At 68.5% G+C, this 25596-nt stretch carries 29 protein-coding genes; 14 read left to right on the top strand and 15 right to left on the bottom strand.

Features of this window, described 5'->3' with window-relative positions; all coding sequences use genetic code 11:
- Positions 1-41: 41 nt before the first annotated feature.
- Positions 42-329, bottom strand: coding sequence for a DUF1905 domain-containing protein (locus AB0F43_RS07325; protein WP_360471900.1), 288 nt, complete (start codon positions 327-329; stop codon positions 42-44).
- Positions 330-405: 76 nt separating this feature from the next.
- Between AB0F43_RS07325 and AB0F43_RS07320 the strand changes: the two genes are divergently transcribed.
- Complete coding sequence (locus AB0F43_RS07320; RefSeq protein WP_360471897.1) at positions 406-921, top strand: GNAT family N-acetyltransferase; 516 nt, start codon at positions 406-408, stop codon at positions 919-921.
- Here the strand turns inward: AB0F43_RS07320 and AB0F43_RS07315 are convergent.
- The 8 genes from AB0F43_RS07315 to AB0F43_RS07280 all read right to left on the bottom strand — a co-directional run bounded on the left by AB0F43_RS07315 (position 875) and on the right by AB0F43_RS07280 (position 9977).
- The gene (locus AB0F43_RS07315) at positions 875-1867 is read right to left on the bottom strand and encodes a cation diffusion facilitator family transporter (RefSeq protein ID WP_360471894.1); all 993 of its coding nucleotides are present in this window, start codon (positions 1865-1867) and stop codon (positions 875-877) included. The genes AB0F43_RS07320 and AB0F43_RS07315 overlap by 47 nt on opposite strands.
- A gap of 76 nt (positions 1868-1943) precedes the next feature.
- Positions 1944-2348 carry a metalloregulator ArsR/SmtB family transcription factor gene (locus AB0F43_RS07310; RefSeq protein WP_360471891.1) on the bottom strand — a complete coding sequence of 135 codons (405 nt, stop codon included), beginning with the start codon at positions 2346-2348 and terminating at the stop codon, positions 1944-1946.
- Between the two features lie 89 nt (positions 2349-2437).
- Positions 2438-4609, bottom strand: coding sequence for a TIM-barrel domain-containing protein (locus tag AB0F43_RS07305; RefSeq protein WP_360471888.1), 2172 nt, complete (start codon positions 4607-4609; stop codon positions 2438-2440).
- The gene (locus AB0F43_RS07300) at positions 4610-5698 is read right to left on the bottom strand and encodes a glycoside hydrolase family 15 protein (protein WP_360471886.1); all 1089 of its coding nucleotides are present in this window, start codon (positions 5696-5698) and stop codon (positions 4610-4612) included.
- A complete protein-coding gene (locus tag AB0F43_RS07295; RefSeq protein WP_360471884.1) occupies positions 5695-6945 on the bottom strand; it encodes a sugar ABC transporter substrate-binding protein in 1251 nt (416 codons plus the stop codon). The genes AB0F43_RS07300 and AB0F43_RS07295 overlap by 4 nt, the downstream gene beginning before the upstream one ends.
- 24 nt (positions 6946-6969) lie before the next feature.
- Positions 6970-7773, bottom strand: coding sequence for a carbohydrate ABC transporter permease (locus AB0F43_RS07290; protein WP_360471881.1), 804 nt, complete (start codon positions 7771-7773; stop codon positions 6970-6972).
- Positions 7766-8635, bottom strand: coding sequence for a sugar ABC transporter permease (locus tag AB0F43_RS07285; protein ID WP_360471878.1), 870 nt, complete (start codon positions 8633-8635; stop codon positions 7766-7768). Before AB0F43_RS07285 ends, AB0F43_RS07290 begins: the two co-directional genes overlap by 8 nt.
- Before the next feature lie 148 nt (positions 8636-8783).
- Positions 8784-9977, bottom strand: coding sequence for an ROK family protein (locus AB0F43_RS07280; RefSeq protein WP_360471876.1), 1194 nt, complete (start codon positions 9975-9977; stop codon positions 8784-8786).
- Positions 9978-10257: 280 nt separating this feature from the next.
- Between AB0F43_RS07280 and AB0F43_RS07275 the strand changes: the two genes are divergently transcribed.
- On the top strand, positions 10258-10548 hold the full coding sequence (locus AB0F43_RS07275) for a hypothetical protein (RefSeq protein ID WP_360471873.1): 291 nt from the start codon (positions 10258-10260) through the stop codon (positions 10546-10548).
- 41 nt (positions 10549-10589) lie between these two features.
- Positions 10590-11747: an epoxide hydrolase family protein gene (locus tag AB0F43_RS07270; protein WP_360471870.1), complete on the top strand. Its 1158-nt coding sequence runs from the start codon at positions 10590-10592 to the stop codon at positions 11745-11747.
- 48 nt (positions 11748-11795) lie between these two features.
- On the opposite strand, the gene AB0F43_RS07265 is transcribed toward AB0F43_RS07270, so the two are convergent.
- The gene (locus AB0F43_RS07265; RefSeq protein ID WP_360471868.1) at positions 11796-12353 is read right to left on the bottom strand and encodes a hemerythrin domain-containing protein; all 558 of its coding nucleotides are present in this window, start codon (positions 12351-12353) and stop codon (positions 11796-11798) included.
- A 170-nt stretch (positions 12354-12523) separates the two neighbouring features.
- Here AB0F43_RS07265 and AB0F43_RS07260 point away from each other — a divergent pair, with 170 nt between their 5' ends.
- Complete coding sequence (locus AB0F43_RS07260; RefSeq protein ID WP_360471866.1) at positions 12524-13150, top strand: DUF2461 domain-containing protein; 627 nt, start codon at positions 12524-12526, stop codon at positions 13148-13150.
- A 2-nt stretch (positions 13151-13152) separates the two neighbouring features.
- On the opposite strand, the gene AB0F43_RS07255 is transcribed toward AB0F43_RS07260, so the two are convergent.
- Positions 13153-14025 (bottom strand): helix-turn-helix transcriptional regulator, encoded by an 873-nt coding sequence (locus AB0F43_RS07255; RefSeq protein WP_360471865.1) that lies wholly within the window; start codon positions 14023-14025, stop codon positions 13153-13155.
- Between the two features lie 446 nt (positions 14026-14471).
- Between AB0F43_RS07255 and AB0F43_RS07250 the strand changes: the two genes are divergently transcribed.
- Both AB0F43_RS07250 and AB0F43_RS07245 read left to right on the top strand, forming a co-directional pair.
- On the top strand, positions 14472-14663 hold the full coding sequence (locus AB0F43_RS07250) for a hypothetical protein (protein WP_360471862.1): 192 nt from the start codon (positions 14472-14474) through the stop codon (positions 14661-14663).
- Positions 14660-14878 (top strand): hypothetical protein, encoded by a 219-nt coding sequence (locus tag AB0F43_RS07245; protein WP_360471859.1) that lies wholly within the window; start codon positions 14660-14662, stop codon positions 14876-14878. Before AB0F43_RS07250 ends, AB0F43_RS07245 begins: the two co-directional genes overlap by 4 nt.
- A gap of 227 nt (positions 14879-15105) precedes the next feature.
- On the opposite strand, the gene AB0F43_RS07240 is transcribed toward AB0F43_RS07245, so the two are convergent.
- Positions 15106-15339, bottom strand: a complete 234-nt coding sequence (locus AB0F43_RS07240; RefSeq protein ID WP_360471857.1) for a DUF397 domain-containing protein — start codon at positions 15337-15339, stop codon at positions 15106-15108.
- A gap of 406 nt (positions 15340-15745) precedes the next feature.
- Here AB0F43_RS07240 and AB0F43_RS07235 point away from each other — a divergent pair, with 406 nt between their 5' ends.
- A complete protein-coding gene (locus AB0F43_RS07235) occupies positions 15746-16576 on the top strand; it encodes an SAM-dependent methyltransferase (protein ID WP_360471854.1) in 831 nt (276 codons plus the stop codon).
- Between the two features lie 96 nt (positions 16577-16672).
- Here AB0F43_RS07235 and AB0F43_RS07230 read toward each other — a convergent pair whose 3' ends face one another.
- Complete coding sequence (locus AB0F43_RS07230) at positions 16673-18196, bottom strand: FAD-dependent oxidoreductase (protein WP_360471852.1); 1524 nt, start codon at positions 18194-18196, stop codon at positions 16673-16675.
- A gap of 28 nt (positions 18197-18224) precedes the next feature.
- Entirely contained in the window at positions 18225-18692 is a 468-nt protein-coding gene (locus tag AB0F43_RS07225) for an SRPBCC family protein (protein WP_360471848.1), read from the bottom strand.
- A gap of 99 nt (positions 18693-18791) precedes the next feature.
- Between AB0F43_RS07225 and AB0F43_RS07220 the strand changes: the two genes are divergently transcribed.
- From AB0F43_RS07220 to AB0F43_RS07190, 7 genes are all read left to right on the top strand, one after another.
- On the top strand, positions 18792-19268 hold the full coding sequence (locus AB0F43_RS07220) for an Hsp20/alpha crystallin family protein (RefSeq protein WP_360471845.1): 477 nt from the start codon (positions 18792-18794) through the stop codon (positions 19266-19268).
- 14 nt (positions 19269-19282) lie between these two features.
- A complete protein-coding gene (locus tag AB0F43_RS07215; protein WP_360471842.1) occupies positions 19283-19939 on the top strand; it encodes a hypothetical protein in 657 nt (218 codons plus the stop codon).
- A 2-nt stretch (positions 19940-19941) separates the two neighbouring features.
- Complete coding sequence (locus AB0F43_RS07210; protein ID WP_360471840.1) at positions 19942-20328, top strand: hypothetical protein; 387 nt, start codon at positions 19942-19944, stop codon at positions 20326-20328.
- Between the two features lie 185 nt (positions 20329-20513).
- Positions 20514-21248: a SigB/SigF/SigG family RNA polymerase sigma factor gene (locus AB0F43_RS07205; RefSeq protein ID WP_360471837.1), complete on the top strand. Its 735-nt coding sequence runs from the start codon at positions 20514-20516 to the stop codon at positions 21246-21248.
- Positions 21249-21573: 325 nt separating this feature from the next.
- Entirely contained in the window at positions 21574-22320 is a 747-nt protein-coding gene (locus tag AB0F43_RS07200) for a hypothetical protein (protein ID WP_360471834.1), read from the top strand.
- Between the two features lie 58 nt (positions 22321-22378).
- Positions 22379-23500 (top strand): NAD(P)/FAD-dependent oxidoreductase, encoded by a 1122-nt coding sequence (locus AB0F43_RS07195; protein WP_360471831.1) that lies wholly within the window; start codon positions 22379-22381, stop codon positions 23498-23500.
- A 12-nt stretch (positions 23501-23512) separates the two neighbouring features.
- The gene (locus AB0F43_RS07190) at positions 23513-24574 is read left to right on the top strand and encodes an NAD(P)-dependent oxidoreductase (protein ID WP_360471829.1); all 1062 of its coding nucleotides are present in this window, start codon (positions 23513-23515) and stop codon (positions 24572-24574) included.
- Here the strand turns inward: AB0F43_RS07190 and AB0F43_RS07185 are convergent.
- Entirely contained in the window at positions 24567-25475 is a 909-nt protein-coding gene (locus tag AB0F43_RS07185; protein ID WP_360471826.1) for a MarR family transcriptional regulator, read from the bottom strand. The genes AB0F43_RS07190 and AB0F43_RS07185 overlap by 8 nt on opposite strands.
- Positions 25476-25596 lie beyond the last annotated feature (121 nt).

Genomic DNA, 25596 nt, shown 5'->3' with positions numbered 1-25596 from the left:
ACCGGTCCTCAACCCCGCGGGGGTTGCGGACCGGTTGACGGTCAGCCGAGGCGCTCCTGGAGGTGCACGGTGATCTCGTCGCCGGGCTCCTTGCCGATCAGGTCGCGCAGCGTGCCCTTCACCGGGAGTTTGTGGGTGCCGTCGCCGAGGGCCATGAACGAGCTCTCGAACGGGTGGCCGTCCATGGTGCCGCGGACCTTGACCAGCCCGCGGGTGCCGAAGTACTCGGCCGAGCCCGGCATCTGCACGAAGGTCCAGCCGCCCTTCGCATCGCTCTTCTGCAGTGGCGCGGTGAACGTCCTGTCCAGCTTTCCGGTCTTCTTGGTCACGGTGAGCTCCTCTCTCGTGGTGCTTTCACCACTAGGTAGAAACCGACCACCGGTTTTCGACATCTATTGTGGATCGGTGATCACCATCCGCCAGGCGGGGCGCTCCGCCTTACCCGACGTACTGGCTCTGCTGGACGGCGCGACCGAATGGCTGGTCGCGCAGGGGCGGACCGACCAGTGGGGGACCGAGCCGCACTCGACGAACCCGCAGCGGATCGCACAGGTCACCGGGTTCGCTGACGACGACGGCTTGTGGCTGGCGGAGGAGGCCGACGGGCGGGTGGTCGGCGCGCTCGCCGTGGGCGCCGCGTTGCCGTACGTACCGCCGGCCGGGGAGCCGGAGTTGTACGTGCGCATGCTGGTGACCGATCGGGCGTCGGCCGGTCAGGGCATCGGCGCGGCACTACTTGACCACGCCCGGGACTTGGCGCGTGCCGCCGGGGTCGGGTTGCTCCGGGTGGACTGTTTCGCCGGTGGCGACGGTGCGCTGGTCCGGTACTACGAGAAGCAGGGGTTCACCCGGGACGTCGAGTTCGCCGTACCGGTCAAGGGTTCGGAATGGCCGGGTCAGGTCCTCTCCCAGCGGCTGTGACCGACCGGTGAACCGTGCCGTGGGCATCGGTGCAATGCGCGTCGACCTCGTCGCCGGTGGCGTGGTCGACCTGAAGGGTCGAGTGCGTCAACTGGTGACGCTCGGCCAGTAGCGCCTCGATCCCGACCCGGATCTGGTGGCAGTCGAGGCCCTCCGCGACCAGGATGTGAGCGGAGGCGGCCGGCTCGCCCGAGGTGATCTCCCAGACGTGCAGGTCGTGGACCTCGACCACACCGTCGAGCGCGCACAACTCGGCGCCGAGCGCCTGCGGGTCGAGGCCGGCCGGAGCGGCCTCGAGGAAGATGCGGCCGGAGTCGCGGACCAGTGAGATGCCGGCCTTCAGCATCAGTGCGGCGACGACCAGCGCGGCGATCGCGTCGGCGCGGGCGAAACCGGTGAGCAGGACGACGAGGCCGGCGATCGCGGTGGCGATGAATGCGAACAGGTCGTTCAGGATGTGCTGGTACGCGCCCTCGACGTTCAGGCTGGTCCGGTTCGCCTTGCTGATCAGCCAGGTGGCGACCAGGTTCACCACGATGCCGACCACACCGGTGATCAGCACCAGCGCGCCCTTCACCTCGGGTGGGTGGATCATCCGGGCGATCGCCTCGTAGACGAAGTACGCCGCGAGCAGCAGCAGCGTGATGCCGTTCGCCTGGGCGGACAGGATCTCCACGCGCTTGAGGCCGTAGGTGAACCCACCGGCCGGCGGCCGGGCGGCCAGCCGGATCGCGATCAGGGCCAGGACGATCGCGATCGCGTCGGTGAGCATGTGCGCCGCGTCGGTGATCAGCGCGAGCGAGCCGGCCGCGATCCCGACGACCACCTCGGCGGCCATGAATCCGACGATCAGTACGAGCGCGCCACTCAGCAGCTTCCGGTCCGCCTCGACGCTGACCCCGTGACCGTGGCCGTGGCCGTGTCCGTGGTTCGCTTCCGCGGTCATGCGTCCTCCCGGCCTGGACTGAGGAGCGGAGCGGCCCCATGACCCGCCGGCGCCGGAGGCCCGGCAGATAGCAGAGTCATGCGTTGGACCGTTCGGGGTGAATGGCGTCTGTGTGTTCGGTGTGTGCGACGGCGAGGTCGACGAGCATCCGGACGTGCGCGTCGTCCAAGCGGTAGTACGCCATCCGGCCGTCCCGGCGTACGGCGACCACTCGGTGCGCACGCAGCAGCCGGAGGGCATGGGAGGTCGCAGACTCGCTCATGCCGGTCACGGCCGCGAGGTCGCAGACGCAGAGCTCGCCGTCGAGCAGTGCGACCAGCAGCTTCAGCCGGCGCGGATCGCCGAGCAGGCTGAACACGTCAGCCGTGTCGACGACATCCTCCTCGGCGGGCATCCTGGCAGTGACGCTGGCCACCCGCTCGGGGTCCACCAGCCGCACGTTGCAGGCATCGGCACTCTGCACATCTGCAGAACTCTTCATACGTCCAGGCTAGGCCATCCACCCGCACCCCGCCAATCGACCGTGAAGTATCTGGCCGCGGTGGAGGACCTGCTTTTGGACGGCCTCCGTCAGAAGTAGGGCTGGAGGGCGGGCCAGGCGGTGGCCCGGCAGTAGACCGGGATGAGGTCCAGCGGAGTCTCGCGTGTGATCAGGCCGGGGGAGACCGGGGTGCCGGTCCAGGCGTCGATCCAGTCGCCTTCGGGGACGTACGTCGTCCAGTTGGCGGCACCTGGTTCGAGGACCGGGCTGATCAGCAGATCGTCGCCGAGGAGGTACTGGTATGGGTGGTTCCAGATCTCCGGGTCGTCCGCGTAGTCGAAGAACAATGGGCGCATCAACGGGCGGTCAGTGGTGACGGTGCGCGCCGCCTGCGCGGTCAAGTAGGGGACGAGCTTCTCGCGGAGTACGGCATACCGGCGGAAGATCGGGATGACGCGGTCGTCATCAGTGGTCTCCGCGACGTGCCAGGGAGTGCGGTCGCGGAGCGGAAGCTGGTGGTGGTTGAACTCAGAGTGGTACTGCATGATCGGCATGAACGTCGACGCGGCGGTCGCGCGCAGGTACAGCTCGGCGTCGGGCACCGGGCCGGAGAAGCCGGCCAGATCCCAACCCCAGTAGACGATTCCGCACGACGCCGCCGTCAGGCCGGCGGTGATCGACGAGCGGAACGCCTCCCAGGTGGAGTCCTCGTCGCCGGCCCAGAAGATGCCGTGCGCCTGCGAGCCGGTGAAGCCGGCGCGTGAGAACGTGACCGGCGCCTTCCCGGCCGAGCGGAGCAGATCGCCGAACGCCCGCGCGTAGTGGACCGGGAAGAGGTTGTTGCCTTCGTCCCCACGTCGCCCGTCGGCGTACCGCAGGTCGTGACCCCAGGCGTGCTCACCGCCGTCGGTCTTGAAGCCGTCGACGTCGAGATCCTCGACCAGGTAGCGGCGCTTCTCGGTCCACCAGTCGCGGGTCCGCTGCACGGACAGGTCCGGCATCAGCGCCTGCGGGAACCACCAACCGCGGTTGTGGTACGGCGTACCGTCCGCCTCCAGGACGGCGTACCCGTCCCGCGCCATCGCCGCCGCGTCGGCCGCGACCTGGCCGGTGCTGAGCTCCGACTTCTGCAACGGGATCTGCCAGAGGATCACCTTGATCCCGCGGCGGTGCAGCTCGTCGATCATTGCCTTGGGCGACGGCCAGGCGCCGTCCGCGGGATAGCTGAAGTCGCCCGCCTTGTGCGCGCTGCCGTCGGGCGTCACGTCGTACTGCGCGTCACGCCAGATGGTGATACCTTCCTCGTCGCTCCAGGCCTCGATCACGACCGTGCCGACCGGGATGTCGAGCTCGCGATGCTTGTCCATCCGGGCCATCACCAGGTCCTGGGTGTTCCATTCGTTGCCGGAGGCCCACAGCCGGAACACCCAGGACGGCAACTCCTCGGCCCGCCCGACCTCGTCCAGGAAGGCACCCAAGACCTCGGTCGGCGAGCCGTCATAGATGCCCAGGTCAACCACCGCTTCGTCGCCCAAGGCAACTTCCACGGTCAGCCCGCGGTCGTCCGACGAGAACCACGTACGCCGCGACGTCCGCACGTGGAATCCCCATGCGGCGTTGACCACATGCGCGAACGGCATGGGCAAGTAGGTCCTGCCGTGCACGCCTTGCGACTTGTACTGCTCGAACACCACCGCATCCAGCTCCCGCCCGCGCTGGTCCAGTACGTCGTACCGCTCGCCAAAGCCCACCAGCCGATCATCCGGTCCCAGCGGGAGCCTGAACCGGCATCGGTGAACCCCCTGCGCCGAAACCAACCACTCGACACCGCTCACCCGGTCACCGCCACCGAGCAGCTTCCCGCCCTCAGCCACCCAACTAGCCGGCGCGACCTCGAACCAGGCGGTGTGCTCCACCCCGTCACCAGCAGCGCCGGCTGCCGGGTAAGCACGGAAGCGGTAGCTCACCGGTTCGATGACCGGCGGGGTTTCCACCGACCAGCCGCCTTCGGAGCCGAGTGACTTCGCCTGCGCCTCGCTCAGATGGCCCTCGCCACCTGCCAAAGCCGCGGCATCTTCGGTTGCGTCCGCAGGTGACATCTCCAACTCGGCCGAGCCCCACTCGCACACGACTCGGGTTACGTCGGGGGAGGCGACAACGCCGAGGCGGACCGGTGAGCCGGCCAGCGGGAGAACGGGGACGCGCTGGTCGGGGGAGGAGGCATAGGGGTGTTCGATGCCGTGGGGGCGATGGGTGATCATTCAGGCCGCCTTGCGGGTGATGCCGAGCTCGTCGGCGAGGATCAGGTACATACCGTGTGACCAGAGCAGCGGGCTGGCCACGGTTCCCCAGCGCGCGATCCACTCGTCGCGCGATCCGGGGTGCAGCAGGTGATGCGCGACCTGCTCCGGGAGGTCGCCGGCTTCGTCCGCCTGCGCGGCGATCCACCGCAGACGGCGCCACGCACCTTCGGTGTCACCGGCAACGGCCAGGTTCCACCCCAGCAACGCCGACAGCAGGATCCACTGTCCACCGCCGTAGAACACATCAGCCGCGAACCGATGCACCCCGCCATCGACATCCAGGTCCCCGGCCACCGCCTCGAGCGTGGCCGCTGCCACGTCACCGGACACCAACCCGAACGGTACGACGCACGCCGGCAACGAGCCGTCCACCGCCGAAGACCCCAGCCACTTGGTCAGATGACCGTCATGGATGCCCTCAGCATCAACGAGCGCCCGGATGCTCGCGGCAACCTCCTGTGCGGGAGCCGACGTATACGGGCTGATGGCAACCAATCCCCCGTGGATCGCGCCGAGGGTGGAGACATGCCGATGCTCGACGTGCTCCTCCCACCAGTCGTAACAAGGCCGATCCCAGAACGCGACCAGGTAGTCCACGGCGACGTCGATCCCGCCCCGCCATCGCTCGAGATCAAGCCCGTGCCGCGCCGCATGCGTCACCACGGACCACAACCACATCCCGTAGCCGTCAGTCTGAAAGTCCCACCACGGATCCGACCCATCGGCCCCGTCGAACGTGAACCGCGTCGGCAACATCGCCGAGTCATCCGGCACTTCACCCCGCGCCACCGTCGCGCACAGGTCGTCCACCTGTGCGCGACGGCCTCGCAGTACGCGGTCCACCCAGTCGTGAAAGCGGTCGGCCGACTGCACGTCGCCGTACCGCGAGATCCCCTCCGCGGTGAACGAGCCGTCCCGCAGCCACGCATACCCCTTGTACGCCGAGAACGTAGGCGCCGCCGGATACGCGCCGCCCACGTCCTGGTGCGCGACGATCACTGCGTGGCTGTGGGCGGCCAACTGCCGCAGCCGGTCGAGCTCGGTCACTTCTTCAGCAGTCCGTTCACCTTGGTCTGGGCATCTGCCAGCGCCTTCTCGACGGTCTTGCGGCCGGCCGCCGCGGAGGTCAGCTCCTGGGTGACCAGGTCCTGCATCTCCTGCTGGCGTTCGACCACCGGCGGCAGCACGGTCTCCTCCAGCGCGGTGAACACGGCCTCACGGTTGGCCGGCTTGGGCTGCTGCAGGTACGGCGCGAGCTTCGCCTCGTCCGCGACCGGCGGCAGCTCCCACGAGGTCGCCAGCCGGGTCTTGGTCGTCTCGTCCGACGACGCCAGGAAGGTGATCCACTTCTGCGCGGCCTCGGCGTTCTTCGACGCGGCGTTGACCACCAGCCCGTTCACGAACATCGCCGACGCCTTCTTCGTGTTCCCCGGCTCGACCACGACGTCCCACTCGAACGGAACGTCCTCGAGTGCCGAGAACATCCAGATCCCGGTGTGCCACATGGCCAGCTTGCCGGACTTGAACAGCTTCGAGTCGAAGTCCGGCGTACCCGCGCCGTCCGCCTCGGTCGGCATCGTCTTGCCCACCTTGCCGACCAGGAACTTCGCCGCCTCGACCCCCTGCGGCGAGTTGAACGTCGCCTCGGTCCGATCCGCGTTCAGGAACTCGCCGCCGTTCTGCGCGAGCACCTTGTAGAACTCGTTGTACGACACCGGCTGGTAGTCGCCCCACACCTTTGCGCCCTTGTTGGTCAGCTTGGCGGCCGCGGCCTGCTCGTCCTGCCACGTCCACTCAGCCGTCGGCTCGGCCACGCCGGCCTGCTTGAACAGCTTCTTGTTGTAGAACAGCACGACGTTCGAGAACGACTCGGGTACGCCGTACTGCTTGCCGTCGGCGGTGAACGCGTCGTACAAGGACTTCTTGTAGACCGACGAGTCGACGTCCTCGAGCTCCGCGAGTGAGCCGTTCTTGGCGTACGTCACGAAGTTCTCGTAGTTCAGCTCGAACGCGTCGGCCGCGGTCCCACCAGCGACCGCGGTCTGCAGCTTGGTGAAGTAGTTGGCGTACGGGACTGTCTCGACCTGGACGGTGATGTCCGGGTTGGCGGCCTGGAACGCGTTGACGATCGCGGTCAGGTCCTTCTCGTGGCCGTCGTTGGCGGAGAAGTTCATGTACCGCACGACGGTCTTGCCGTCCGGTGCGGCGGCCTCCTTGGTCGCGGACCCCTGCCCGCAGGCGGTCAGCGCGAGCACACCGGCCAGGCCGGCGGCGGCAAGTTTCAGTAGACGCATGGTTCGCATGGTCAAAGTCCCCTCCTACTTGATGCCGGTGTGTGCGACACCGGCGATGATGTGGCGCTGCGCGAGCAGGTAGACGATCGCGATCGGCACGATCGAGACGACGGACCCCGCCATCACGACGTCCCACTGGGTGGTGAACTGGCCTTGCAGCGTGGCCAGCCCGAGCGGCAGGGTCATGAACTCCGGCGACCGGATCACGACGAGCGGCCAGAGGAAGCTGTTCCAGCTGCCCATGAACGCGAACACCGCGACGGTGGCGAGTGCGGGCCGGATCAGCGGCAGCACAATGGTGGTGAAGATGCGCAGGTGCCCGGCGCCGTCGATGGTGGCCGCCTCGTCCAGTTCGGCGGGTACGCCCGCGACCGCCTGCCGGAGCAGGAACACCCCGAACGCGGACGCGATCGTCGGTGCCAGCAGAGCGAAGTACGTGTCCTGCAGGTTGAGCGTCTTCATCTCGATGAACAGCGGTACGACGAGCACCTGCAGCGGCACCATCAGCGTCGCCAGGTAACACCCGAAGATCACGTTCTTGAACGGGAACCGCAACCGCGCGAACCCGTACGCGGCCATCGACCCGGTGACCAGCTGGAACACCGTCGAGGCGATCGCGATCAGCAGCGAGTTGACCAGGATCCGCCAGATCGGCATCGCGTCCAGCAAGGTCCGGTACGCGTCGAGCGTCGGATCGCCGACTATCAGCGTCGGCCCGTCGGCCAGCGATCCCTCGGGCGTGATCGAGGTGATCACCGTCCACAGGAACGGGAACAGCATGATCGCGGCTCCGGCCAGCACCGCGAGGTAGAGGGCCGCCCTACGCATAGTGCACCCACTTCCGCTGGCCGCGGATCTGGATCACGGTGATCACCAGGATCAGCGCGAACAGGATCCAGGACAGTGCGGACGCCTCACCGGCACGTCCGTACCGGAAGGTGAGGTCGTAGATCTGCCCGACCACCACCTGGCTCGACCCGGCCGGGCCGCCGGCGGTCATCACGTACACCTGGTCGAAGACCTGGAAGCCGTTGATCAGTGAGATCACCACCACGAAGAAGGTCGACGGCGACAGCAGCGGCAGCGTGATCCGCCAGAACCGCTGCCAGGCACTCGCCCCGTCCACGGTCGCCGCTTCGTACACGTCGGCCGGGATCGACTGCAGCCCGGCCAGCAGGATCACCATCACGAACCCGAGGTCCTTCCAGGCCGACGACAGGATCACCGCGGGCAGCGCCCACTGCGGATCGGTCCACCAGCCCGGCTCCGGCAAACCGATTGCCCCGAGCAACTGGTTGACGAGGCCGTTGGCCGGGTTGAGCAACCACTTCCAGACCAGTGCTACGACCACCCAGCTGGTCACCACGGGCAGGAAGTACGTCGCCCGCAGAAAGGCCCGGCCCTTCAGCTTCTGGTTGAGTGCGAGCGCCAGTCCGAGACCGCCGACGTACACCAGCGGGAGGTAGCCGGCGACGTAGATCAGCGTGTGCAGGAAGACGCGTCGCGTCATCGGATCGGTGAGCAGGTTCGCGTAGTTGTCGAGCCCGACCCACTCCATCGGGGAGATCAGGTTCCACTTGTGCAGGCTGACCCACAGGCTGGAGACCATCGGCACCAGCGTGAAGACGAACAGCGGGATCGCACTCGGCAACAAGAAGAACAGCACCCACCCGAGCTTCTTCCAGCCCACCGACCGACGCCCTGGATGGCCCACCCGCCGGGCCTCCGAAGAAGATGGCCGGGTCAAGGTCGCCGTGCTCATCGACGTCCTCGCTTCGCTCCGGGCGCCGATGAGGCACAAGTCGTACTGTGCTTGATGATGAACTCGCTTCGCTCGTTCATGACGCACCCAGCCGCGCCCGCACCAGACGGCTCTGCTCGCCGCCGTTTCCGGTCGAGTCGAACGGTGACGCCAGCACGAGCGAGGCCGCGCCGCGGGCCCACTGGTCCTCCGTCCACGGCTCGACCACCACTGGCACGCCTTTGCGGGCCGGCAGCAACGATCGCCGGAACGACGGCTCGAACCCAGGCTGCCAGAACTCCCATCCGTCCACTCCCTCACCCAGCAGGACGACGACCTCCGGGTCGACGGTGTGAATGACGCCGGCCAGCGCCCGCCCGAGCAGCTCACCCGCCTCCGCGTAGACGGCCTGCGCCCGCGCGTCGCCATTGGTTGCCGCACGCAACAGCTCGTCGAGTGACTCGATCCCGCAGCGGGCGCGCGCCGTACGCACCAGCCCTTCGGCGCCGATGTACGCCTCCAGGCAGCCCGTGGATCCACACGTGCACGGCGGTTCCGCACCACCACCGGAAGCCCAGACGGGGATGTGCCCGATCTCGCCCGCGCCGCCGTTGGCGCCGCGATAGATCCCGCCGTCGACGACGATCCCACAGCCGATCCCGCGCCCGATCGTCACCACCAGGTATGACGAATGATCGCGGCCGATCCCGTACAGCCGCTCGGCCGCGGCCAACGTGTTCACGTCGTTGTCGACCAGTACCGGCGTACCGATGGCCTGACGCAGGACCGGGCCGACCGGAACGGCGCGCCACGACAGCGTGGGAGCGTCCACGATCCCGGACGCCTGCGAGTCGACCGATCCCGGCACGCCGACGCCGACGCCGAGCAGCCGGTCGTCGAGGCCGGCGACCTCGGCGGCGAGGATCCGGCCCAGCTCGGGGATCGCCTCGCTGCTGCTCGGGTCGTACGGATGCGACCGGGTGGAACGGACCGTCCCGTCGAGTTCGACCGTGACGACGGCGACGTGGTCGGCGGTGACCTTGGCGCCGAGCGCGACCCCGGCCTGGCTGACCAGGCCGAGGAGCCGGGCCGGCCGGCCCCCGTTCGACGGCACCGACTCCAGCTCCTCGACCACGCCCCGCGCGATCAGGTCCTTCGTCACCTGCGTGACGGTCGCCGGGCTGAGGCCGAGGCCACGCGCGATGTCGGTCCGCGACGTCGGCCCGCGAGTGCCCAGCAGCGCGACGATGCCGGACGGCACCAGGTCGCCCCTCGGCCCCTGACCTGTCACTGCGGCACCTCCACGGGAGACTTACTTTGGGACTAAATTTAGTCAAAAAGTAAGCATCGGAGAAAGGAGCTGTCAAGGGGGTGCGTGACCCCGTCCACATCGCACTCTGAGACCATCGTCACGGTCGGTCATGTCCTGAGTAAGGACTGTGTGAAGAATCAGTGCTGACCGACCACACAACTGGGGATCATCCGGCGCCGGACCGTAAGTTCGATCCGGGTGGTCAGTCGAGGTCAGGAGTGAACGAAGTGCAACGGGGCTCACCGGGCGTGCCACCGGCATGCCCACCATCAGCGGCGCCGGATTCGTCGTGACGACGCTGAACAAGATTCTCGCCATCGCCGGGGTGGCCATCGTCCTCGGCGGCGTGGCGCTCGGCTTCCGGTCGGTCTCGGCCGGGGGCACGGTCTGCGGTTCGGCCTTCCAACCGGCCGCGGGCATCACCCCGATGTCGTGCGACAACGCGCTGAACGGCGCCGGCACGCTGGTGACGATCGTGATCAGCGCGGGTGTGCTCTGCCTGATCGCCGCGGCGGCCGTCAAGGTGGTCCGCGACAAGGTCAACGCCTGAATTCGGGTGCGGTACGCCGACCGCTACGGCAGGCTGCCGGGGTGAGTGTCGAACCGTTCCGGCTGGACGTGCCGGACAGCGAGCTGGCCGACCTGCGAACACGTCTTGACCTGACCCGATGGCCGGACGAGCTGCCCGGCGTCGGGTGGGCGTACGGCGTACCGAAGGTCCATCTCCAGGAGCTGGTCGACTACTGGCGTCATGACTACGACTGGCGCAGGGCCGAGGACCGGCTGAACGCGTGGCCGCAGTACACGACCACGATCGACGGCGCGAACGTGCACTTCGCCCACCTCCGTTCGCCGGAGCCGGACGCGACACCGCTCGTCCTCACCCATGGCTGGCCGGGGTCGATCGTCGAGTTCCTCGAGGTCGCCGGGCCGTTGTCCGACCCCCGTGCGTACGGCGGTGATCCGGCCGATGCCTTCCACCTGGTGATTCCGAGCATCCCGGGGTTCGGCCTGTCCGGGCCGACCCGGGAGACCGGCTGGGAGCTCTTGCGCATCGCCCGGGCCTGGTCGGAGTTGATGTCCCGGTTGGGCTACGAGCGATTCGGCCTGCAGGGTGGCGACTATGGTGCCGCGATCTCCCGTGAGCTCGGTCGGATCCACCCCGAGCGCGTGATCGGCGTACATCTCAATCTCATCCCCGGCGCCGGCGCGACCGCCGAGCCGACCGCGGAAGAGCTGGAGCCACTCGATCCGGCCGAGCGTGAACGCACCTGGGCCTCGTGGCGGCGGTATCAGAAGTGGTCGAAGGACCGGCAAGGGTACGCCGACCTGCAGTCGACCCGACCGCAGACACTGGCCTACGCGCTGACCGACTCACCGGTCGGCCAGCTGGCCTGGATCGCCGAGAAGTTCGAGGAATGGACCGATCCGGCGAGCACCGTCGATCGCGACGTACTGCTCACCAACGTGATGTTCTACTGGCTCACGCGTACGGCGGGGTCGGCGGCGCGGATCTACTACGAGCGCGCGCAGGCGCCGTACTGGGGGCAGCCGCCAGAGCCGTCGACCGCCCCGACCGCTTTGCTGGACCTCGCCCACGAGAACTTCATCCCGCTCCGCCATCGGGTGGCGCACACGGACAACATCGTCCGCTGGACCAGCCACCCGCACGGCGGTCACTTCGCCGCGCTCGAACAACCCCAGGTGCTGATCGAGGACATCCGCGCGTTCTTCCGCACTGTCGACTGAGCGGTGCGCCGGCCTGCGCCAGGTGGTGGCCGGCGCACCTGTTCGTGGTCAGCTCTCGGCCTCCTGCTCGACCTTCTTCTTCAGCTCTTCCTTGCTCAGGCCCGACGTCCCGGAGATGTCCGCGTTGCTCGCCTGCTGAACGAGTTGCTCCTTGGTCATATCACCGGGCTGCTCGCCGAGATGTTGCTTGCGGCTGGCAACGAACGCCTCGCCGAGCTGGGCCCGGCGTTCGTCGGACAGGTTCGAGCGCATGCCCGGCAGCACCTTCGTCTCCTCCTCCTCGACGTGGTGTGACACCGCGTCGACCAGGTTCTGCAGCACCGTGTCGAACTCGGGCGACGTCGGATCGGTCTGCGCGAGCTTCGCCAGCAGCTGATCGGCCTCGATGTGCTCCTGCTGGCTGTGCGAGACCTCTTCCTTCTCACCGGCCTCGGTCGCGGCGACCGGGTAGACCTCGGCCTCCTCGGCGCGACTGTGGGCGGTGAGCAGCGTGGTGAGCACGGGGAGCAGGTTGGGGCGTTTCTCCGGGCTGTCCTTCAGCTCGTCGAACAGTCGTTCGACCTCACGGTGGTCCTGCATGATCAGATCGACAACGTCCGCGGGCATTTCGCGTCCTCCCAGTGAGTTCAGGAAAGTGGCGCGCCCCCGGTACCCGCGGGGTAATCGCCCAGTCGGGACGGAACTATGGTGATCGGTGTGAAGGAGCGAAGCGAGTTCACCATCAAGCACAGCGCGGTTCGTGCCTCATCCGCGCCCGGAGCGAAGCGAGGACGTGGATGAGCTTCACCGGGTTCCCGGCCGCGGCGCTGGACTTCTACGACGACCTCGAGATGGACAACACCAAGACGTTCTGGACGGCGCACAAGCACGTCTACGAGGAGTCGGTCCGGGCCCCGATGGCGGCGCTCCTGGCGGAGCTCGAGGAGGAGTTCGGTCCGGCGAAGATCTTCCGGCCGTACCGCGACGTCCGGTTCGCCCGGGACAAGACGCCGTACAAGACCCATCAGGGCGCGTTCATCGACGTCGCGCCGTCGACCGGGTGGTACGTCCAGGTGTCCGCGCCCGGCGTCCGGGTCGCGGCCGGTTTCTACGAGGCGAGCTCGGAACGGCTCGGCCGGGTGCGGACCGCGATCGACGACGATCGCCGCGGCAAGCAACTCGAGCGGCTGCTGGCCGATCTCACCGCGGCCGGCTGGACCGTCGGCGGCGACCGGCTGAAGACGAGTCCGCGCGGCTACGACGCCGAGCATCCGCGGATCGAGCTGCTCCGGCACAAGTCCCTGACGGTCAGCAAGTCCTACGGCTTCGAACCGGTGATCCACACCCCTGAGCTCGCCGAGCTCGTCCGGGCGGACTGGCGGGCGACGAAACCACTGATCACCTGGCTGACCGACAACAGCTGAGGTCAGTCGTCGTAGTCGCGCAGGATCCTGGCCAAGATGTCGCGCGTCTTGTTCGGCGGCGGGGCCGCGACGCAGAGGGCTTCCATGGTGGCCGTGTACCGGTCGAGGTCCTCGAGCTTGTCCAGGTACAGCGCACTGGTCAGGTGCTCGATGTAGACGATGTCCGGCAGATCCCGCTCCGGGAAACGAAGGATGCTGTACGCACCGCCGGTCGCGGCGTGACCACCGCCGTCGAACTCCATCACCTGGAGCGTGAGGTTCGGCAGGTGGGTGGCCTCGATCAGGTACTCCAGCTGCACCCGCATCGCCTTCACCCCGCCGATCGGCCGGCGCAGCACGGACTCGTCGACGACGGCCCACAGCCGCACCGGGTCGGCCCGGCGGAGGATCTCCTGCCGGTTGACCCGCAGGGCGACGCGGCGCTCGACCTCCTCGGCCGGGATCAGGCCGCGGCCGAGCTGGACCACGGCCCGCACGTACTCCGGTGTCTGCAGCAGACCCGGGACGAACTGCAGCTCGTAGGTACGGATCAGCTGGGCGGCGGACTCGAGGTCGAGGTAGGAGTGGAACCAGCTGGGCAGTACGTCGCCGAAGCGGTGCCACCAGCCGGGGTTGTTCGCGTCGCGGGCCAGTGACAGCAGCCGCTCGCGCTCCTCGCCGTCGTCCAGGCCGTAGAGAGTGAGGAGGTCGCTGACGTCGCGCTCCTTGAAGCCGACACGGCCGAGCTCCATCCGGCTGACCTTGGATTCCGACGAGCGGATCTCCCAGCCTGCGTCGGAGCGGCTGATCCCAGCCGCCTCCCGCATCCGTCGCAGGTGCGCTCCGAGGATGATCCGAAGCGCAGTCGGCCCGCTCTGCGCGCCCGACTCGGTCACACCCACCTCCCACGGCCCCCAGCTGGATCAGCGGCGACATCGCCCGCAGGGAGACATCATCGCACGGACCACCGGGAATCTGCCGAAGTTCTTACATGGGTCGCGCCGAGCCGGTTCCGACGGTTACGCAGCGTAGTACTGAACCGGTCAGGCAGATCGAACTTGTCCTGACAAAGTTGCCGCCTGGATCGCCGACGAACACCGTTCGACGGGCGGCCAGGGGGTCTCCGCAGGCGGAAAACGAGGTTTTCGGGTCACGAACTGGAAAACGTGCGGATGCACGTGCATCGGGCGCTTGCATTCGTAGCGTGCCGACGCCATGATTGATTCATGCACAGAAGGTGAGCTGAATCTCGCGAAACGTGACATCGCGTGATCCGGCAGGCCGGTCCTACAGACCGCCGGTGGCGCAAGCGCCGGCACGACTGGTTGGGGAACCCGAGTCGATGAACGGTGACGACAGTGAGGTAGCCGAGCACACCGCCGACCTGAGCGGGAACGCGCCCGGCGAGCTGACCGAGCGGGAGATCCAGGAACTGGTTGCGCGTTGCCCTGAGCAACAGCGCTGGGCCTTCGAGGGCTGGCTGCGCGGCGTCCGTCAGCTGGATGGCGACCCGATCGTGAGCCTGGCCCCATGACCACCGACAGAGCAGCAGGAGGCCGAAAGATGGTGCGGATCTGGCTGGGGGACCACCTGATCGCCGAGTACCTTGCCGAGCCCGACCGCGCCTCGCGGTACCAGCGGGTGATGACGCCGAAGTTCACCGGATTGCGTATCACCGTTGACAATTCGGCCGGCGGGACGGCGTCGGAGCTGCCGAGCGAACAGCTCTGGCCGCTCACCGTCCAGTAGTCCGCGCCTGCCCCGGGCAACACCAAGGCCGACCCTCGTCCGAGGGTCGGCCTTCGTTGTTCTCATCCGGTTCGTACGGCGTTCAGGACGGTACGGCGAGGCCGCTCGCGTCAGGGCGCCGTACTCAGGTGGCACAGCGACGTACTCGACGCCGGAGAGACCAGCAGACAGGAAGAGGCCCCTTCGTCACTCGCCTGGCGAAGGGGCCTCTTGCTTTCCGGTTCGGATCAGACGAGGTAGTCGAACTCCCCGTCCTGAACACCGCCGAGGAACGCCTCGATCTCGGCCTTGGTGAACACCAGCGCCGGGCCGTCGGTGTGACGCGAGTTTCGCATCGCCACGCCGCCGCCCGGGAGCTTCGCGACCTCTACGCAGTTGCCGTTCGGGCCGCTCCGCTGACTCTTCCGCCAGATCAGCGTGCTCATCGAGTCGCCAGGCATGCCGTTGTAGACAGCAGTCATCAGCTGCACCTTCCGTACGTCTTTGGCAAATGCACGTGCATTTGGCCTTGCATTTGCATCGTACACGTTTGGCGTCGATGTGTCCGCTCAGTTACACGGTGTGGTCGAAGACATGGGGCGATCGCACGGCGTGGTCGCCGCTCGTGACCTTTTCCGGCTCCAGGGCCGTCGCGAGGACTGGTGCGATTGGGCCGCCGACGGACGGGGAAGGTAGGAAGTGGAGCTCCGGCGAGCGCCTGGTTTGTCAGGACCTTCGGTCATCCGAAAAGGCTTATCTGCTTGACGATTCAGGCAATCCGGCCGACTTTCGGACCGACACACCCGCAGCGCCGAACCAGTGCTCCGACAGGTCCGCAACTGCCCTACGATGACACTCCAAGATTTCCCCGACACGAAGGCTGCGCCGATGGCGACTTCCGGCACTCCGGACCCGAACCCGGAGTTCGACACTTCCCAACCGACCATCGCCCGCGTCTACGACGCCCTGCTCGGTGGCAAGGACAACTTCGCCGCCGACCGGGAAGGCGCGGCGCTCTACCTCAAGTACGTCCCGGATGCCGGTCGCTGCGCGATCGAGAACCGGGAAGCGCTCGTCAAGGGCGTTCAGTACCTCGCCCGCCAGGCCGGGATCGACCAGTTCCTCGACATCGGCAGCGGCCTGCCGACGCAGAAGAACACCCACGAGGCGGCTCAGGAGATCAATCCGAACGCCAAGGTCGCCTACGTCGACAACGACCCGATCGTGCTCGCGCACGGCCGGGCGCTGCTGGCGACCAACAACAGCACCATCGTGGTCACCGCGGACCTGCGGCAGCCGCAGGAGATCCTCGACCACCCCGACATCAAGGCGCACCTGGACTTCAGCCGTCCGATCGCGCTGATGGTCGTCGGTCTGCACATGCACTTCCACGACGACGAGAAGCCGGACGAGTGGGTCCGCACGATCATGAACGCACTCGTCCCGGGCAGCTACCTGTTCATCACCGACTTCGTCGACACCGGTGAGCCGCTGCAGAAGGGGATGGAGCGGGCCGGTCTGGAGAGCCTCGGCAACGGGTGGATCCGGACGCCGGAGCGGATCGAGCAGCACTTCCTCGGGATGCCGCTCGTTCCCCCGGGCCTGGACTTCCTGGCCCGCTGGTTCCCGGAGGACCCCGACGGCGACATCCCGGCGGTCGAGGACCTGCAGCCGTACCAGCGGATCCTGATGGCCGGTATCGCCAAGAAGGAAATCTGACCGTAGCGACCTCGACGGCGCGCGTCCCGGACAGGGGCGCGCGCCGTTCGCATGCCCGGCTGGGTGCGGCTCAGGCGAGCTCGTTGCGACCGCCGATCAGGCTGGCGGCTCGGCCGGCTCCGATCGTGGCGACCTGAGGGGTTTGGTGGCCGGGCCGTCGAGGTTCTTTCCGGTGTGGTCGAAGCGGGAGCCGTGGCAGTTGCAGTCCCAGGTGGTGTCCGCCGGGTTCCAGCGCAGCGGGCAGCCGAGGTGGGTGCAGACGGGCTCGACCGTGTGCAGTTCGCCGTCATGGTCGCGGTAGGCGCCGACGGTGCCGCCGTCGTCGAGGGTGAGCAGACCGCCTTGGCCGACCTCGAGGTGGTCGACTCCGCCCTTTAGCCGTCCCAGGTGGCCGGCCGCGAACTCCTTGCCGACGTGCAGGTTGTCCTTCACCAGTTTCGCCACCGCTTGTACGTCACCGATGCGGCCTGCGTCGTACAGACCGGCGGAGGGGTTGTCGCGGCCGAGGACCAGGTCGCGGAGGATGCCGGCGGCAACCGTTCCGTTGCTCAGTCCCCACTTGTGCATGCCGGTGGCAACCAGGACCGGCGATCCCGGTGCCTTGCCGACGAAGGGGAGCAGGTCGGGGGTGCTGTAGTCCTGCGCGGACCAGCGGTACTCCGGCTCGGCATCGAAGTTCCACACCGAACCGACCCAGTCGACCAGGCTCTGGTAGGTCGCCTCGGTGTCCTGCTCGGCGCCGGTCTCGTGGTCGCCACCGACAACGATCAACCCGTTCGGGCCGCCGCCGGGCCAGGGGCGGGTGGACCGCACTGGTGAGTCGACCGAGATCGCCATACCGCGGGGAGCCTCGACCGGTAGCCGTACGGCGATCCCGTGCGACTGGCTCGGCCGCGTACGGGCGAAGTACCCGCCGGTGAGCCCGATCGGCAGCAGGGTCGCGACGATCACGTAGTCGGCGCGGACCAGTGGACCTTGGGCGGTGACCACCTGGATCTCGTCGTCGGTGTTGACCTCGGTCACCCGGCTGTTCTCGAAGATGCGGCCGCCGGCCTGGGTGAACGCGGTCGCGAGGCCGGCCAGGTAGCGGGCCGGGTGCAACTGAACCTGGTCGTCGAAACGCACGGCCTCGGCGACCTTCAGTGGCAGCTGGAGCTCGTCCGGATCGACGAAGTGGGCCGGGAGTCCGAGCGCGGCCGCGACGTCGGCCTCGCGGCGCAGCGGTGAGTCGGGTGTCAACGAGTAGACGAAGGCCGGCGTACGGGCGAGCTCGCAGTCGATGCCGAGGCGGTTCACCAGGTCCGCGACCTCCTCGACAGCGGCCTGGTTCGCGGCGGCGTACTGCCCGGCCTTGCCGGGCCCGTGCCGGTCGAGCAGATTCGCGTAGATGGCGCTGTGCTGCGAGGTGACCTTGCCGGTGGTGTTGCCGCTGGTCCGGCCACCGACGCGACCGGCTTCCAGGAGTACGACGTCAGTCCCCTCCTGCTGCAGATACAGCGCGGTCGTCAGCCCGATCAGGCCACCACCGACCACGACCACATCGGCGTGTTTGTCAGTCAGGATCCCTTCGAACTCCGGGATCGTCGCGGTCGCCAGCCACACCGAATCTTGTCTCGTCATGTGATTCCGGTACCCGCCGAGGCGGATCTCAGTGGTGACGTTCGGCCAGCAGAGCCAGCCGGCGAAGGGTCTCGTGGTTGCGGGCTCGCAGGATCGGGTCGTACACGGCGTGGGGGAGCGCGGCGGCCGGTCCTTTGACGGCCTGCTCCCGCATCACCAGGTGGCAGTCGCCGTCGCGGTCAGTGGCGACGAACTCGACCTGACCCTCGCCGGTCGGCCAGGCGCGGACCCGGAGCTGGAGGAAACGCAGTGGCTCGTACTGCAGCACCGTCGTGCTGTCGTCGATCACCAGCGGCCAGATCCCCACCGAGTGGTGGAGGCTGTGACCGGGCTGCGGGAACCCCTTCTCGACGTCACGGACCCGGGACGCTCCCACCACCCAGGCGCCGTAGGTCCAGCCGTCGGTCAGGATCGCGAACACGTCGGCCACCGGGGCCCGGATCAACCGCTCGTTCTCCGTCATGCCGCCGCCGGTACCCAGCTCGATGCTCGTCAACGCTTGGATGACACAGGACTTGTCAACGGAGCGATGACATGCTATATCAAAGGTGCGTGTTGACAGCGGAACTGTCGGATGAACCTGGAGGTGGAAACGATGTTGATGCGCACTGACCCGTTCCGGGAGTTCGACCGGCTGGCCCAGCAGCTGACCGGCGCGGTGACGCCGGGGACGTGGTCGCGGCCGAGCCCGATGCCGATGGACGCCTACCGATCGGGTGACGAGTACGTGGTCGTGTTCGACCTGCCCGGGGTGAGCCCGGACGCGATCGACCTCGACGTCGAGCGGAACGTGCTGACCGTGAAGGCCGAGCGCCGGCCGGCGGCGCTGGACGAGGGAGTCGAGATGCAGGTGTCGGAGCGGCCGCTCGGCGTGTTCTCGCGCCAGTTGTTCCTCGGTGACACCCTCGACGCCGACCGGATCAGCGCGGCGTACGAGAACGGCGTCCTGACCGTGAAGATCCCGGTCGCAGCGCAGGCCAAGCCGCGCAAGATCGCCATCACCGGTGGTGAGACCGGCAGCCGGACCGTGACCGGTGAGACGGTCGAGGACACCAAACAGGTCGACGCCTGACACCAGGAGGTCAGATGCCGCAGCCCAATGGAGAGGACCGCACACCGGCGGCGGCTCTGGAGTTCCTGGTGGATGTGCTGGGGAGGCTGCCCTCCGCCCCGAACGTTCCCGGGGCGGAGGCCGCTTCCTCCGCGGACGAGGTGCTCGCCGCGCTGGTCCGGCTGCGTGAGTTGCGGGAGCAGCTGAGCGGCTGGGAGCCGCGATTGATCGAGGCCGCGCGGGCCGCCGGGATCAGCTGGATCCAGCTCGCGCCCGCGCTGGGAGTCACCAGCCGGCAGGCGGCCGAGCGGCGCTATCTCCGGCTCAACCCGCATGCGTCCCACCCGGAGCTGAACGGTGAGCAGCGGGTGCGGGCGGCGCGGGACCAGCGCGCCGGTGACCGTGCGGTCGCGGTCTGGGCCCGGGATCACGCGGCGGATCTGCGCCGGCTGGCCGGCGAGGTTGCGGGACTGGCCGGACTGGACGATCAGGCCCAGGCGAGTGTCGACGCCGTCCACGATGCCCTGGGCAACAACGACTCGGCCGCCTTGCTCGGCCCGCTGGCCGCGGCGGGCGAACAACTCAGCAGGGACCATCCGGCACTGGCCGGCCGGATCTCCGAGATCGGCGCCCGGACCAACGAGGCCCGCCGATCAGGCCAGAACCGCAGCCACAAGTACAGGGGAGGCTGACAATGAAACTGCTGTTCGAACTTCGCCCGGTCGAACACCTGGAAGCCAGTGTGGACTACTACCGCGGACTTGGCCTGGAGCCGGTCGCCTGGCCCAGTGACGACACCGCGTTACTCGGTCCGCGCGGCGACCACCCGACGATCGCCCTGGTCCGGGATCCCGCCGAGGGGGCGCTCGGAACCGGCGGGGTGTTCGACGTCGGCGACATCGACACCTTCTTCGAGGACCATCGCGACCTCGACTGGCTGCTCAGCCCGGCGGACAGCCCGCTCGGCCGGTACGCCGTCTTCGCCGACCGCACCGGCACCGCGATCCGGCTCCTCGACCCGGTGCCCGGGGAACGGCCCGTGCCGTCGGGATACGCCGAGCGCAGCCTCGCGCGTACATAGGGCGCATGACATCCGCCCGGTTGGGTACGGGCGGGAAGCAGGCATGACCGTGGTCCAGATACGTGCCACGCCGTGACGGACAGTCGCGAGGTCATACCATGGGTACCAGCACGATCGAACAGGCTCCTGTTCACTGTTCAACCGCGGCCGATCGGGCCGCCCGGGAAGCAGCCACCCGAGAACTGATGGAACGCAGGGCTGCCAGCACCGACGAAGCAGAGCGGCAACAGTTGCTCGAAGAGGTGGTCGAGCTCAACATCGAGATGGCCAGGGGGATCGCCCGCCGGTTTCGCGGCCGCGGGGCCGAGGCCGACGATCTCGAGCAGGTCGCGTATCTGGGTCTGGTGAAGGCCGCTCACCACTACCGGCTCGACGCAGACACACCGTTCATCGGATTCGCCATCCCGACCATCCGGGGCGAGGTGAAACGCTACTTCCGCGACTGCGCGTGGACCGTCCGGATCCCGCGCCGGCTGCAGGAGATGCAAGGCACCATCGCCACCAAGCTGCCGTTGCTCGAGCAGCAGCTCAACCGCGAGCCGACCCCCGCCGAGATCGCCGACCACCTCGGCGTCGAGGTTTCCGAGGTCGAGCAGGCCCTGGCCGCGAAGGGTTGTTTCAACGTTCTGTCCCTGGACCGTCCGTCCGACGTGGACGCCGACCTGACCCTGGCCGACGTCGTCGCAGACGACGAGGACGGCAGCATCGACCAGCTGGAGACGGTGGAGATGCTCCAGCCGGTGCTGGAGGGGCTCGGGCCGCGTGAGCGCCGGATCCTCCAGTTGCGGTTCGTCGAGGGCTGGACGCAGTCCGAGATCGGCCGCGACATCGGCGTCAGCCAGATGCAGGTCTCCCGCGTCCTGCGCAAGATCCTGGACGACCTGCGCGACCAACTGGCCCCGATGCCGGCCGCAGCCTAGACCTCAGCCGCCGGAGTCAGCGCGAGAGCACGGCTCCGGCGGCAACGAGGTCGTCCTGCAGACGTCACGCCTGCCGGTAGTCACCGATCGTGGTGCTCATCGCGGTGAAGATCCCGTCGACAACCGTTGCCCCGGTCAACTGGCTGCCGAACACCCCGTCGACCTGGCCGTCGCCACGGCGCACACACCTGCTGTCCCACCGCGGACAAACGCTTCAGCCTCACGTATTCATCGACCTCAGGGTGTGTCCGGTTGTCACCCAGGGTGCGGGGTACCTGCACAATGGGGGAGAGCGAGGGATGGAGTCGGTGGTTTGGCGTTCGGGATGATCAGGACGGTGCCGGCGGACGCGGTGGCCATCGTGCGGTCGTATCCGCCGATGGTGGTGTGTTTCGCGGCCGCACTGACCGGGACCGCGCTGGTCTTCGACGTCTTCTACCTGGTGGCGAGCCCCGGGCTCATGCTGGCGCTGGTGTACACCGTGCCGGTGCTGGCCGGGTTGATCGCCGGCCTGGTCGCCGCTGCCGACGATGTCGGGCTGGAGCGCCGGGTGCTGCTGCGGACCGCCGGGGTGGCGGTTGCCTTCGGCATCACCAACGCGGTCGTGGTGGCGATGATCGCCGCGATGCGCCGGACCGATCCGTCGAACTGGGCGGCCGGCGGCCAGGCGGTGCTGTTCGCCGCCTGCACGGTCGTCGCGGTCGCCGTGTCGATCGTTGCCTGCCGCAAGTTGATCGACGCGCTCGGCCTCGAGCTCCGGACCAAGCTGCCGCGCCGCCCGGTCCCTGCCCCCGTCGCCGTGGTGGCGGTGGCGGCGGCCCCCGTGCCTCGGGTGAGCAAGGAGTCCGCCGCCCGGGCCAGGGCCACGCCGGTTCCGGCGCCACCGCCGCCCGCGGAGGAGGAGACCATCGAGGTCTTCGTCCCGCCGCCACCGAAGATCGTGGATCTCGACGAAGCCCGTCCGGTCACCCCGTGGGGCGAGTCCGCCGGCCACGTCGACCGGCTGATCCCCCGTCAACGACGTACGGCGTCACGTCGTACCCCCAAACCGGGTAAGCGACCTGGCACCTAGCAGGTCTGATCGGTGGCCTGGGGTCGCGTCCGCGCTGCCGCTTCGCAACACTGGGGCTGTGTGGGACCTGGTGGTCGTCGGAGCCGGACCGGCTGGTGCTTCCGCGGCGCTCGGCGCGCTGGCGGTGGATCCCAGTCTTTCGGTGCTGCTGCTGGACCGGCATGACTTCCCGCGGGACAAGGCGTGTGGGGACGGGATCGCGCCGCACGTGCTCGACCTGCTGGCCGAGGTCGGGGTGACCGGGATCGTCGACGATTGGACCCCGGTACGACGGTTCGCGCTGTCTCGGGGGGAAGCTGGAGTCGACCGGGACATGGCCCGGCCGAACTGGGTGGTGCCGCGGACGGTGTTCGACCAGCGCCTAGCGGTCGCGGCCCAGGCGGCGGGTGCCGAGCTCGTTCGGCGGCGTGTCCGCGGTATCACGGTCGGCAGACACTCCATCACCGTCGACGGCGACCTCGAGGCCCGGTTCGTCGTCGGTGCGGACGGCGCGCATTCCGTCGTACGCCGGGACCTCGGGGTGAAGGCGGGTCCGGTGGCACTCGCGATCCGCGGGTACGCACCGACACCGCCCGGGCGGGCCGCGAGCCAGGTGATCGCCTACGGCCCGGGCCGGCAACCGTCGTACGCGTGGTCCTTCGACCGCGGCGACGGCTGGTCGAACGTCGGGTACGGCGAGCAGCTCACAGCGACCCGGCCACGCCCGAGCCGAGCGGAGCTGCTGGCGCAACTGGAGACGCTGCTTCCGGGCGCGGCGGACGGCGGGAAGTCCTGGTGGGGTCATCACCTGCCGTTGTCGAGCTGGTTCTGGCGTCCTCAGCCGGGGCCGGTGATGCTCGCCGGTGACGCGGCCGGGCTGATCAATCCGATGACCGGTGAGGGCATCTACTACGCCGTCGCGACCGGGATGCTGGCCGGCCGCGCGGTCGCCGATGCGCTCCGGAGCAACAGCACCGACGCCGGTACGCCGTACCGCCGTCAGACCAATCGCTTGCTCGGCAAACACCTGCGGCACACCGCCCTGACGGCCCAGCTCACCGGCTCCGGCCGCATCCTCGATGTCGGCATCCGCGCCGCCGCGGCCGACCAAGCGATCTTCGACGACCTGGTCGAGCTCGGCCTGGCCGACGGCCTGATCACCCGGCGCCTCCTCCGCGCACTGGCCCAGGGCTTCCTGTGACATCGTGGACGGGTGGATCTTCCGGGGACGGCGTGGCAAGGGGTTGAGCTCGGGCAGCGGCTCGCGTGGGCGCGGCGGTGGATGCAACGGACAGCTGCCGCGGCCGGCAGGTTGCCGGACCTGACGTCCGTGCGGTTGGCGGTCACCGCGCACATCGACCTGAAGTCGGCGCTGTTCCTGCAGGCGTTCCGGGAGGCCGGAGCCGCGGTGATCCTGCATCCGGCCGACCCGGCGACGACGCGGGACGACGTACGCCGGCTGGTCGAGAGCTGGGGGATCGAGGTCACCACGCCGGCCGGGTGCGTCGACTGGGGTCCGACGCACACCGTCGAGATGGGTGGCGACGTGGTGGTCGAGGCGACGTCCCGCGGGTACGACGGGGTGGTCGCGGGGATCGAGATGACCCGGACGGGTCTCAACCGGGTCGACGCGCTGGCGTTGACCCACCCGGTGTTCGATCTGGACGGCGTACCGGTGAAGAACCAGCTGCACAACCGGTTCGCGGTCGGCTCGAGTACGTGGCACACCGTCCTCGCCCGCACCCAGCTCTCGTTGCACGGCCTCGCCGTACTGGTCGTCGGGTACGGCGAAGTCGGCGCGGGCCTGGCTCGTACGGCGCGCGGCCTCGGGGCGATCGTGCAGGTCGCCGAGGTGGACGCGAGCCGCGCGCTGGTCGCGTCGTACGACGGGTTCGAGGTCGTGTCGCAGATCGGGGAGTGGGCCGACATCGTCGTCACCGCGACCGGTCGGGTCGGGACCGTGTCGGCGGAGGTGATCGGGCGGTTGAAGGACGGATGCCTGGTGGTCAACGCCGGTCACTCCGCGGAGGAGATCGATCTCGATGCCCTGGGCAACGGTGAGGAGGTGATCCCGGCGGTGACGAGTCACCGGGCCGGTGCGCGCGAGGTTCTCCTGTTCGCCGGTGGGCACGTGGCCAACCTGGCGGCGGGTGACGGCGACAGCCTGAACGCCTTCGACGTCACCGCCGCGCTGATCGTCGACTCGGCCGGCTGGCTGGTTGCTCACGGCAACGAATACCCGGCCGGCATGCACCCGTATCCGGGACCTAGCTGAGTGCGGCCAACTGCTCCGGGCTGAGACGGTTCGGGGCCGGGATGGCGGTGTAGGTGTCCGACGTCGGCTGATGAAGGACGACCGGGTCGGTGTACTCGGCGTACTTCGTCGCGTTGGCCAGGGCGTCCGTGATGCGGGCGGGCGGCCAGGCGAGGGCGGTGGCGAGCTCGTCCGCGGTGAGTGGACGGGCCGCGTGCAGGAGCGCGGCGAGCGCGGTGAGGGCGTCGGCGATGACCTCGAACGCGGGCCCACCGGCCATGTCCTCACCGAGGCGGTGGAAGAAGTCGGCCATCTTGGTCAGCCGCTCGCCGGCCGGCGTGTCCGGGCCGAGCAGTACCGCGCCTTCGCCGGCCGTCTCGGCCCAGTTCAGATTGGTGCGAGCGCTGATCCTCCACGCCTGCAGCCACACGTCCTCGGCGATGACGTAGTGCTGGAGCCGACGACGTGGATCGGGTTCGCGGTGCACCATGCCGACACGTTCGAGATAGCCGACCGCCTTGGAGATCGATGCCGGCGAGACGCGCAGCTCCCGGACCAGCTCGGCCGCGGTCAGGCTGCGCGAATCTGCCGTGTAGAGCAGGGCGAGAACTCGCGATGCCATCCTCGGTAGCCCGCCGTCCACCATCATCGTCGCGAACCGCTCGACGAAGTCGCGTACCTGGTCGTCGAGTGCCGATGGTGGTTCGGTGGTTTCGGACCGCCGCCGACGGGCCCGGCTCGACGTCGCGTAGTGGGCGTGGTCGGCGCGGTACCCATGGGCGCCGCCGTTGCGGGCGACCTCGCGGCTGATGGTCGAGGTCGGGCGGTCCAGTTGCCGCGCGATCTCGGCGTACCCGAGCCCGGCCGCCAGCCCGGCGGCGATCTCGCGCCGGTCCTCGTGGCTCAGCCTGCCACCTGGCATTGGTTCCTCCTCGGTGCGTTCATCATCAGCTCATTGCAATGCGCGGTTGCATTCAGTCTCAGCGTCATTGCACAGATTGCCATGATTTCGCTGCATTTGCAGCGGTTCGGGGCGATGAAGT

Origin of the sequence: Kribbella sp. NPDC023972, assembly GCF_040639075.1 — a bacterium.
Lineage (GTDB): Bacteria > Actinomycetota > Actinomycetes > Propionibacteriales > Kribbellaceae > Kribbella.
Note: the sequence above shows the minus strand (reverse complement) of the source record. Positions and strands in the feature narration are given on the sequence as shown.

Excerpts from the sequence above, each read along its gene's own strand:
- AB0F43_RS07315 (WP_360471894.1), bottom strand. The coding sequence starts at position 1,867 with ATGACCGCGGAAGCGAACCACGGACACGGCCACGGCCACGGTCACGGG.
- AB0F43_RS07310 (WP_360471891.1), bottom strand. The coding sequence starts at position 2,348 with ATGAAGAGTTCTGCAGATGTGCAGAGTGCCGATGCCTGCAACGTGCGG.
- AB0F43_RS07305 (WP_360471888.1), bottom strand. The coding sequence starts at position 4,609 with ATGATCACCCATCGCCCCCACGGCATCGAACACCCCTATGCCTCCTCC.
- AB0F43_RS07295 (WP_360471884.1), bottom strand. The coding sequence starts at position 6,945 with ATGCGTCTACTGAAACTTGCCGCCGCCGGCCTGGCCGGTGTGCTCGCG.
- AB0F43_RS07290 (WP_360471881.1), bottom strand. The coding sequence starts at position 7,773 with ATGCGTAGGGCGGCCCTCTACCTCGCGGTGCTGGCCGGAGCCGCGATC.
- AB0F43_RS07275 (WP_360471873.1), top strand. The coding sequence starts at position 10,258 with ATGCCCACCATCAGCGGCGCCGGATTCGTCGTGACGACGCTGAACAAG.
- AB0F43_RS07265 (WP_360471868.1), bottom strand. The coding sequence starts at position 12,353 with ATGCCCGCGGACGTTGTCGATCTGATCATGCAGGACCACCGTGAGGTC.
- AB0F43_RS07260 (WP_360471866.1), top strand. The coding sequence starts at position 12,524 with ATGAGCTTCACCGGGTTCCCGGCCGCGGCGCTGGACTTCTACGACGAC.
- AB0F43_RS07250 (WP_360471862.1), top strand. The coding sequence starts at position 14,472 with ATGAACGGTGACGACAGTGAGGTAGCCGAGCACACCGCCGACCTGAGC.
- AB0F43_RS07245 (WP_360471859.1), top strand. The coding sequence starts at position 14,660 with ATGACCACCGACAGAGCAGCAGGAGGCCGAAAGATGGTGCGGATCTGG.
- AB0F43_RS07240 (WP_360471857.1), bottom strand. The coding sequence starts at position 15,339 with ATGACTGCTGTCTACAACGGCATGCCTGGCGACTCGATGAGCACGCTG.
- AB0F43_RS07235 (WP_360471854.1), top strand. The coding sequence starts at position 15,746 with ATGGCGACTTCCGGCACTCCGGACCCGAACCCGGAGTTCGACACTTCC.
- AB0F43_RS07230 (WP_360471852.1), bottom strand. The coding sequence starts at position 18,196 with ATGACGAGACAAGATTCGGTGTGGCTGGCGACCGCGACGATCCCGGAG.
- AB0F43_RS07220 (WP_360471845.1), top strand. The coding sequence starts at position 18,792 with ATGTTGATGCGCACTGACCCGTTCCGGGAGTTCGACCGGCTGGCCCAG.
- AB0F43_RS07215 (WP_360471842.1), top strand. The coding sequence starts at position 19,283 with ATGCCGCAGCCCAATGGAGAGGACCGCACACCGGCGGCGGCTCTGGAG.
- AB0F43_RS07210 (WP_360471840.1), top strand. The coding sequence starts at position 19,942 with ATGAAACTGCTGTTCGAACTTCGCCCGGTCGAACACCTGGAAGCCAGT.
- AB0F43_RS07205 (WP_360471837.1), top strand. The coding sequence starts at position 20,514 with ATGGAACGCAGGGCTGCCAGCACCGACGAAGCAGAGCGGCAACAGTTG.
- AB0F43_RS07200 (WP_360471834.1), top strand. The coding sequence starts at position 21,574 with ATGATCAGGACGGTGCCGGCGGACGCGGTGGCCATCGTGCGGTCGTAT.
- AB0F43_RS07185 (WP_360471826.1), bottom strand. The coding sequence starts at position 25,475 with ATGCCAGGTGGCAGGCTGAGCCACGAGGACCGGCGCGAGATCGCCGCC.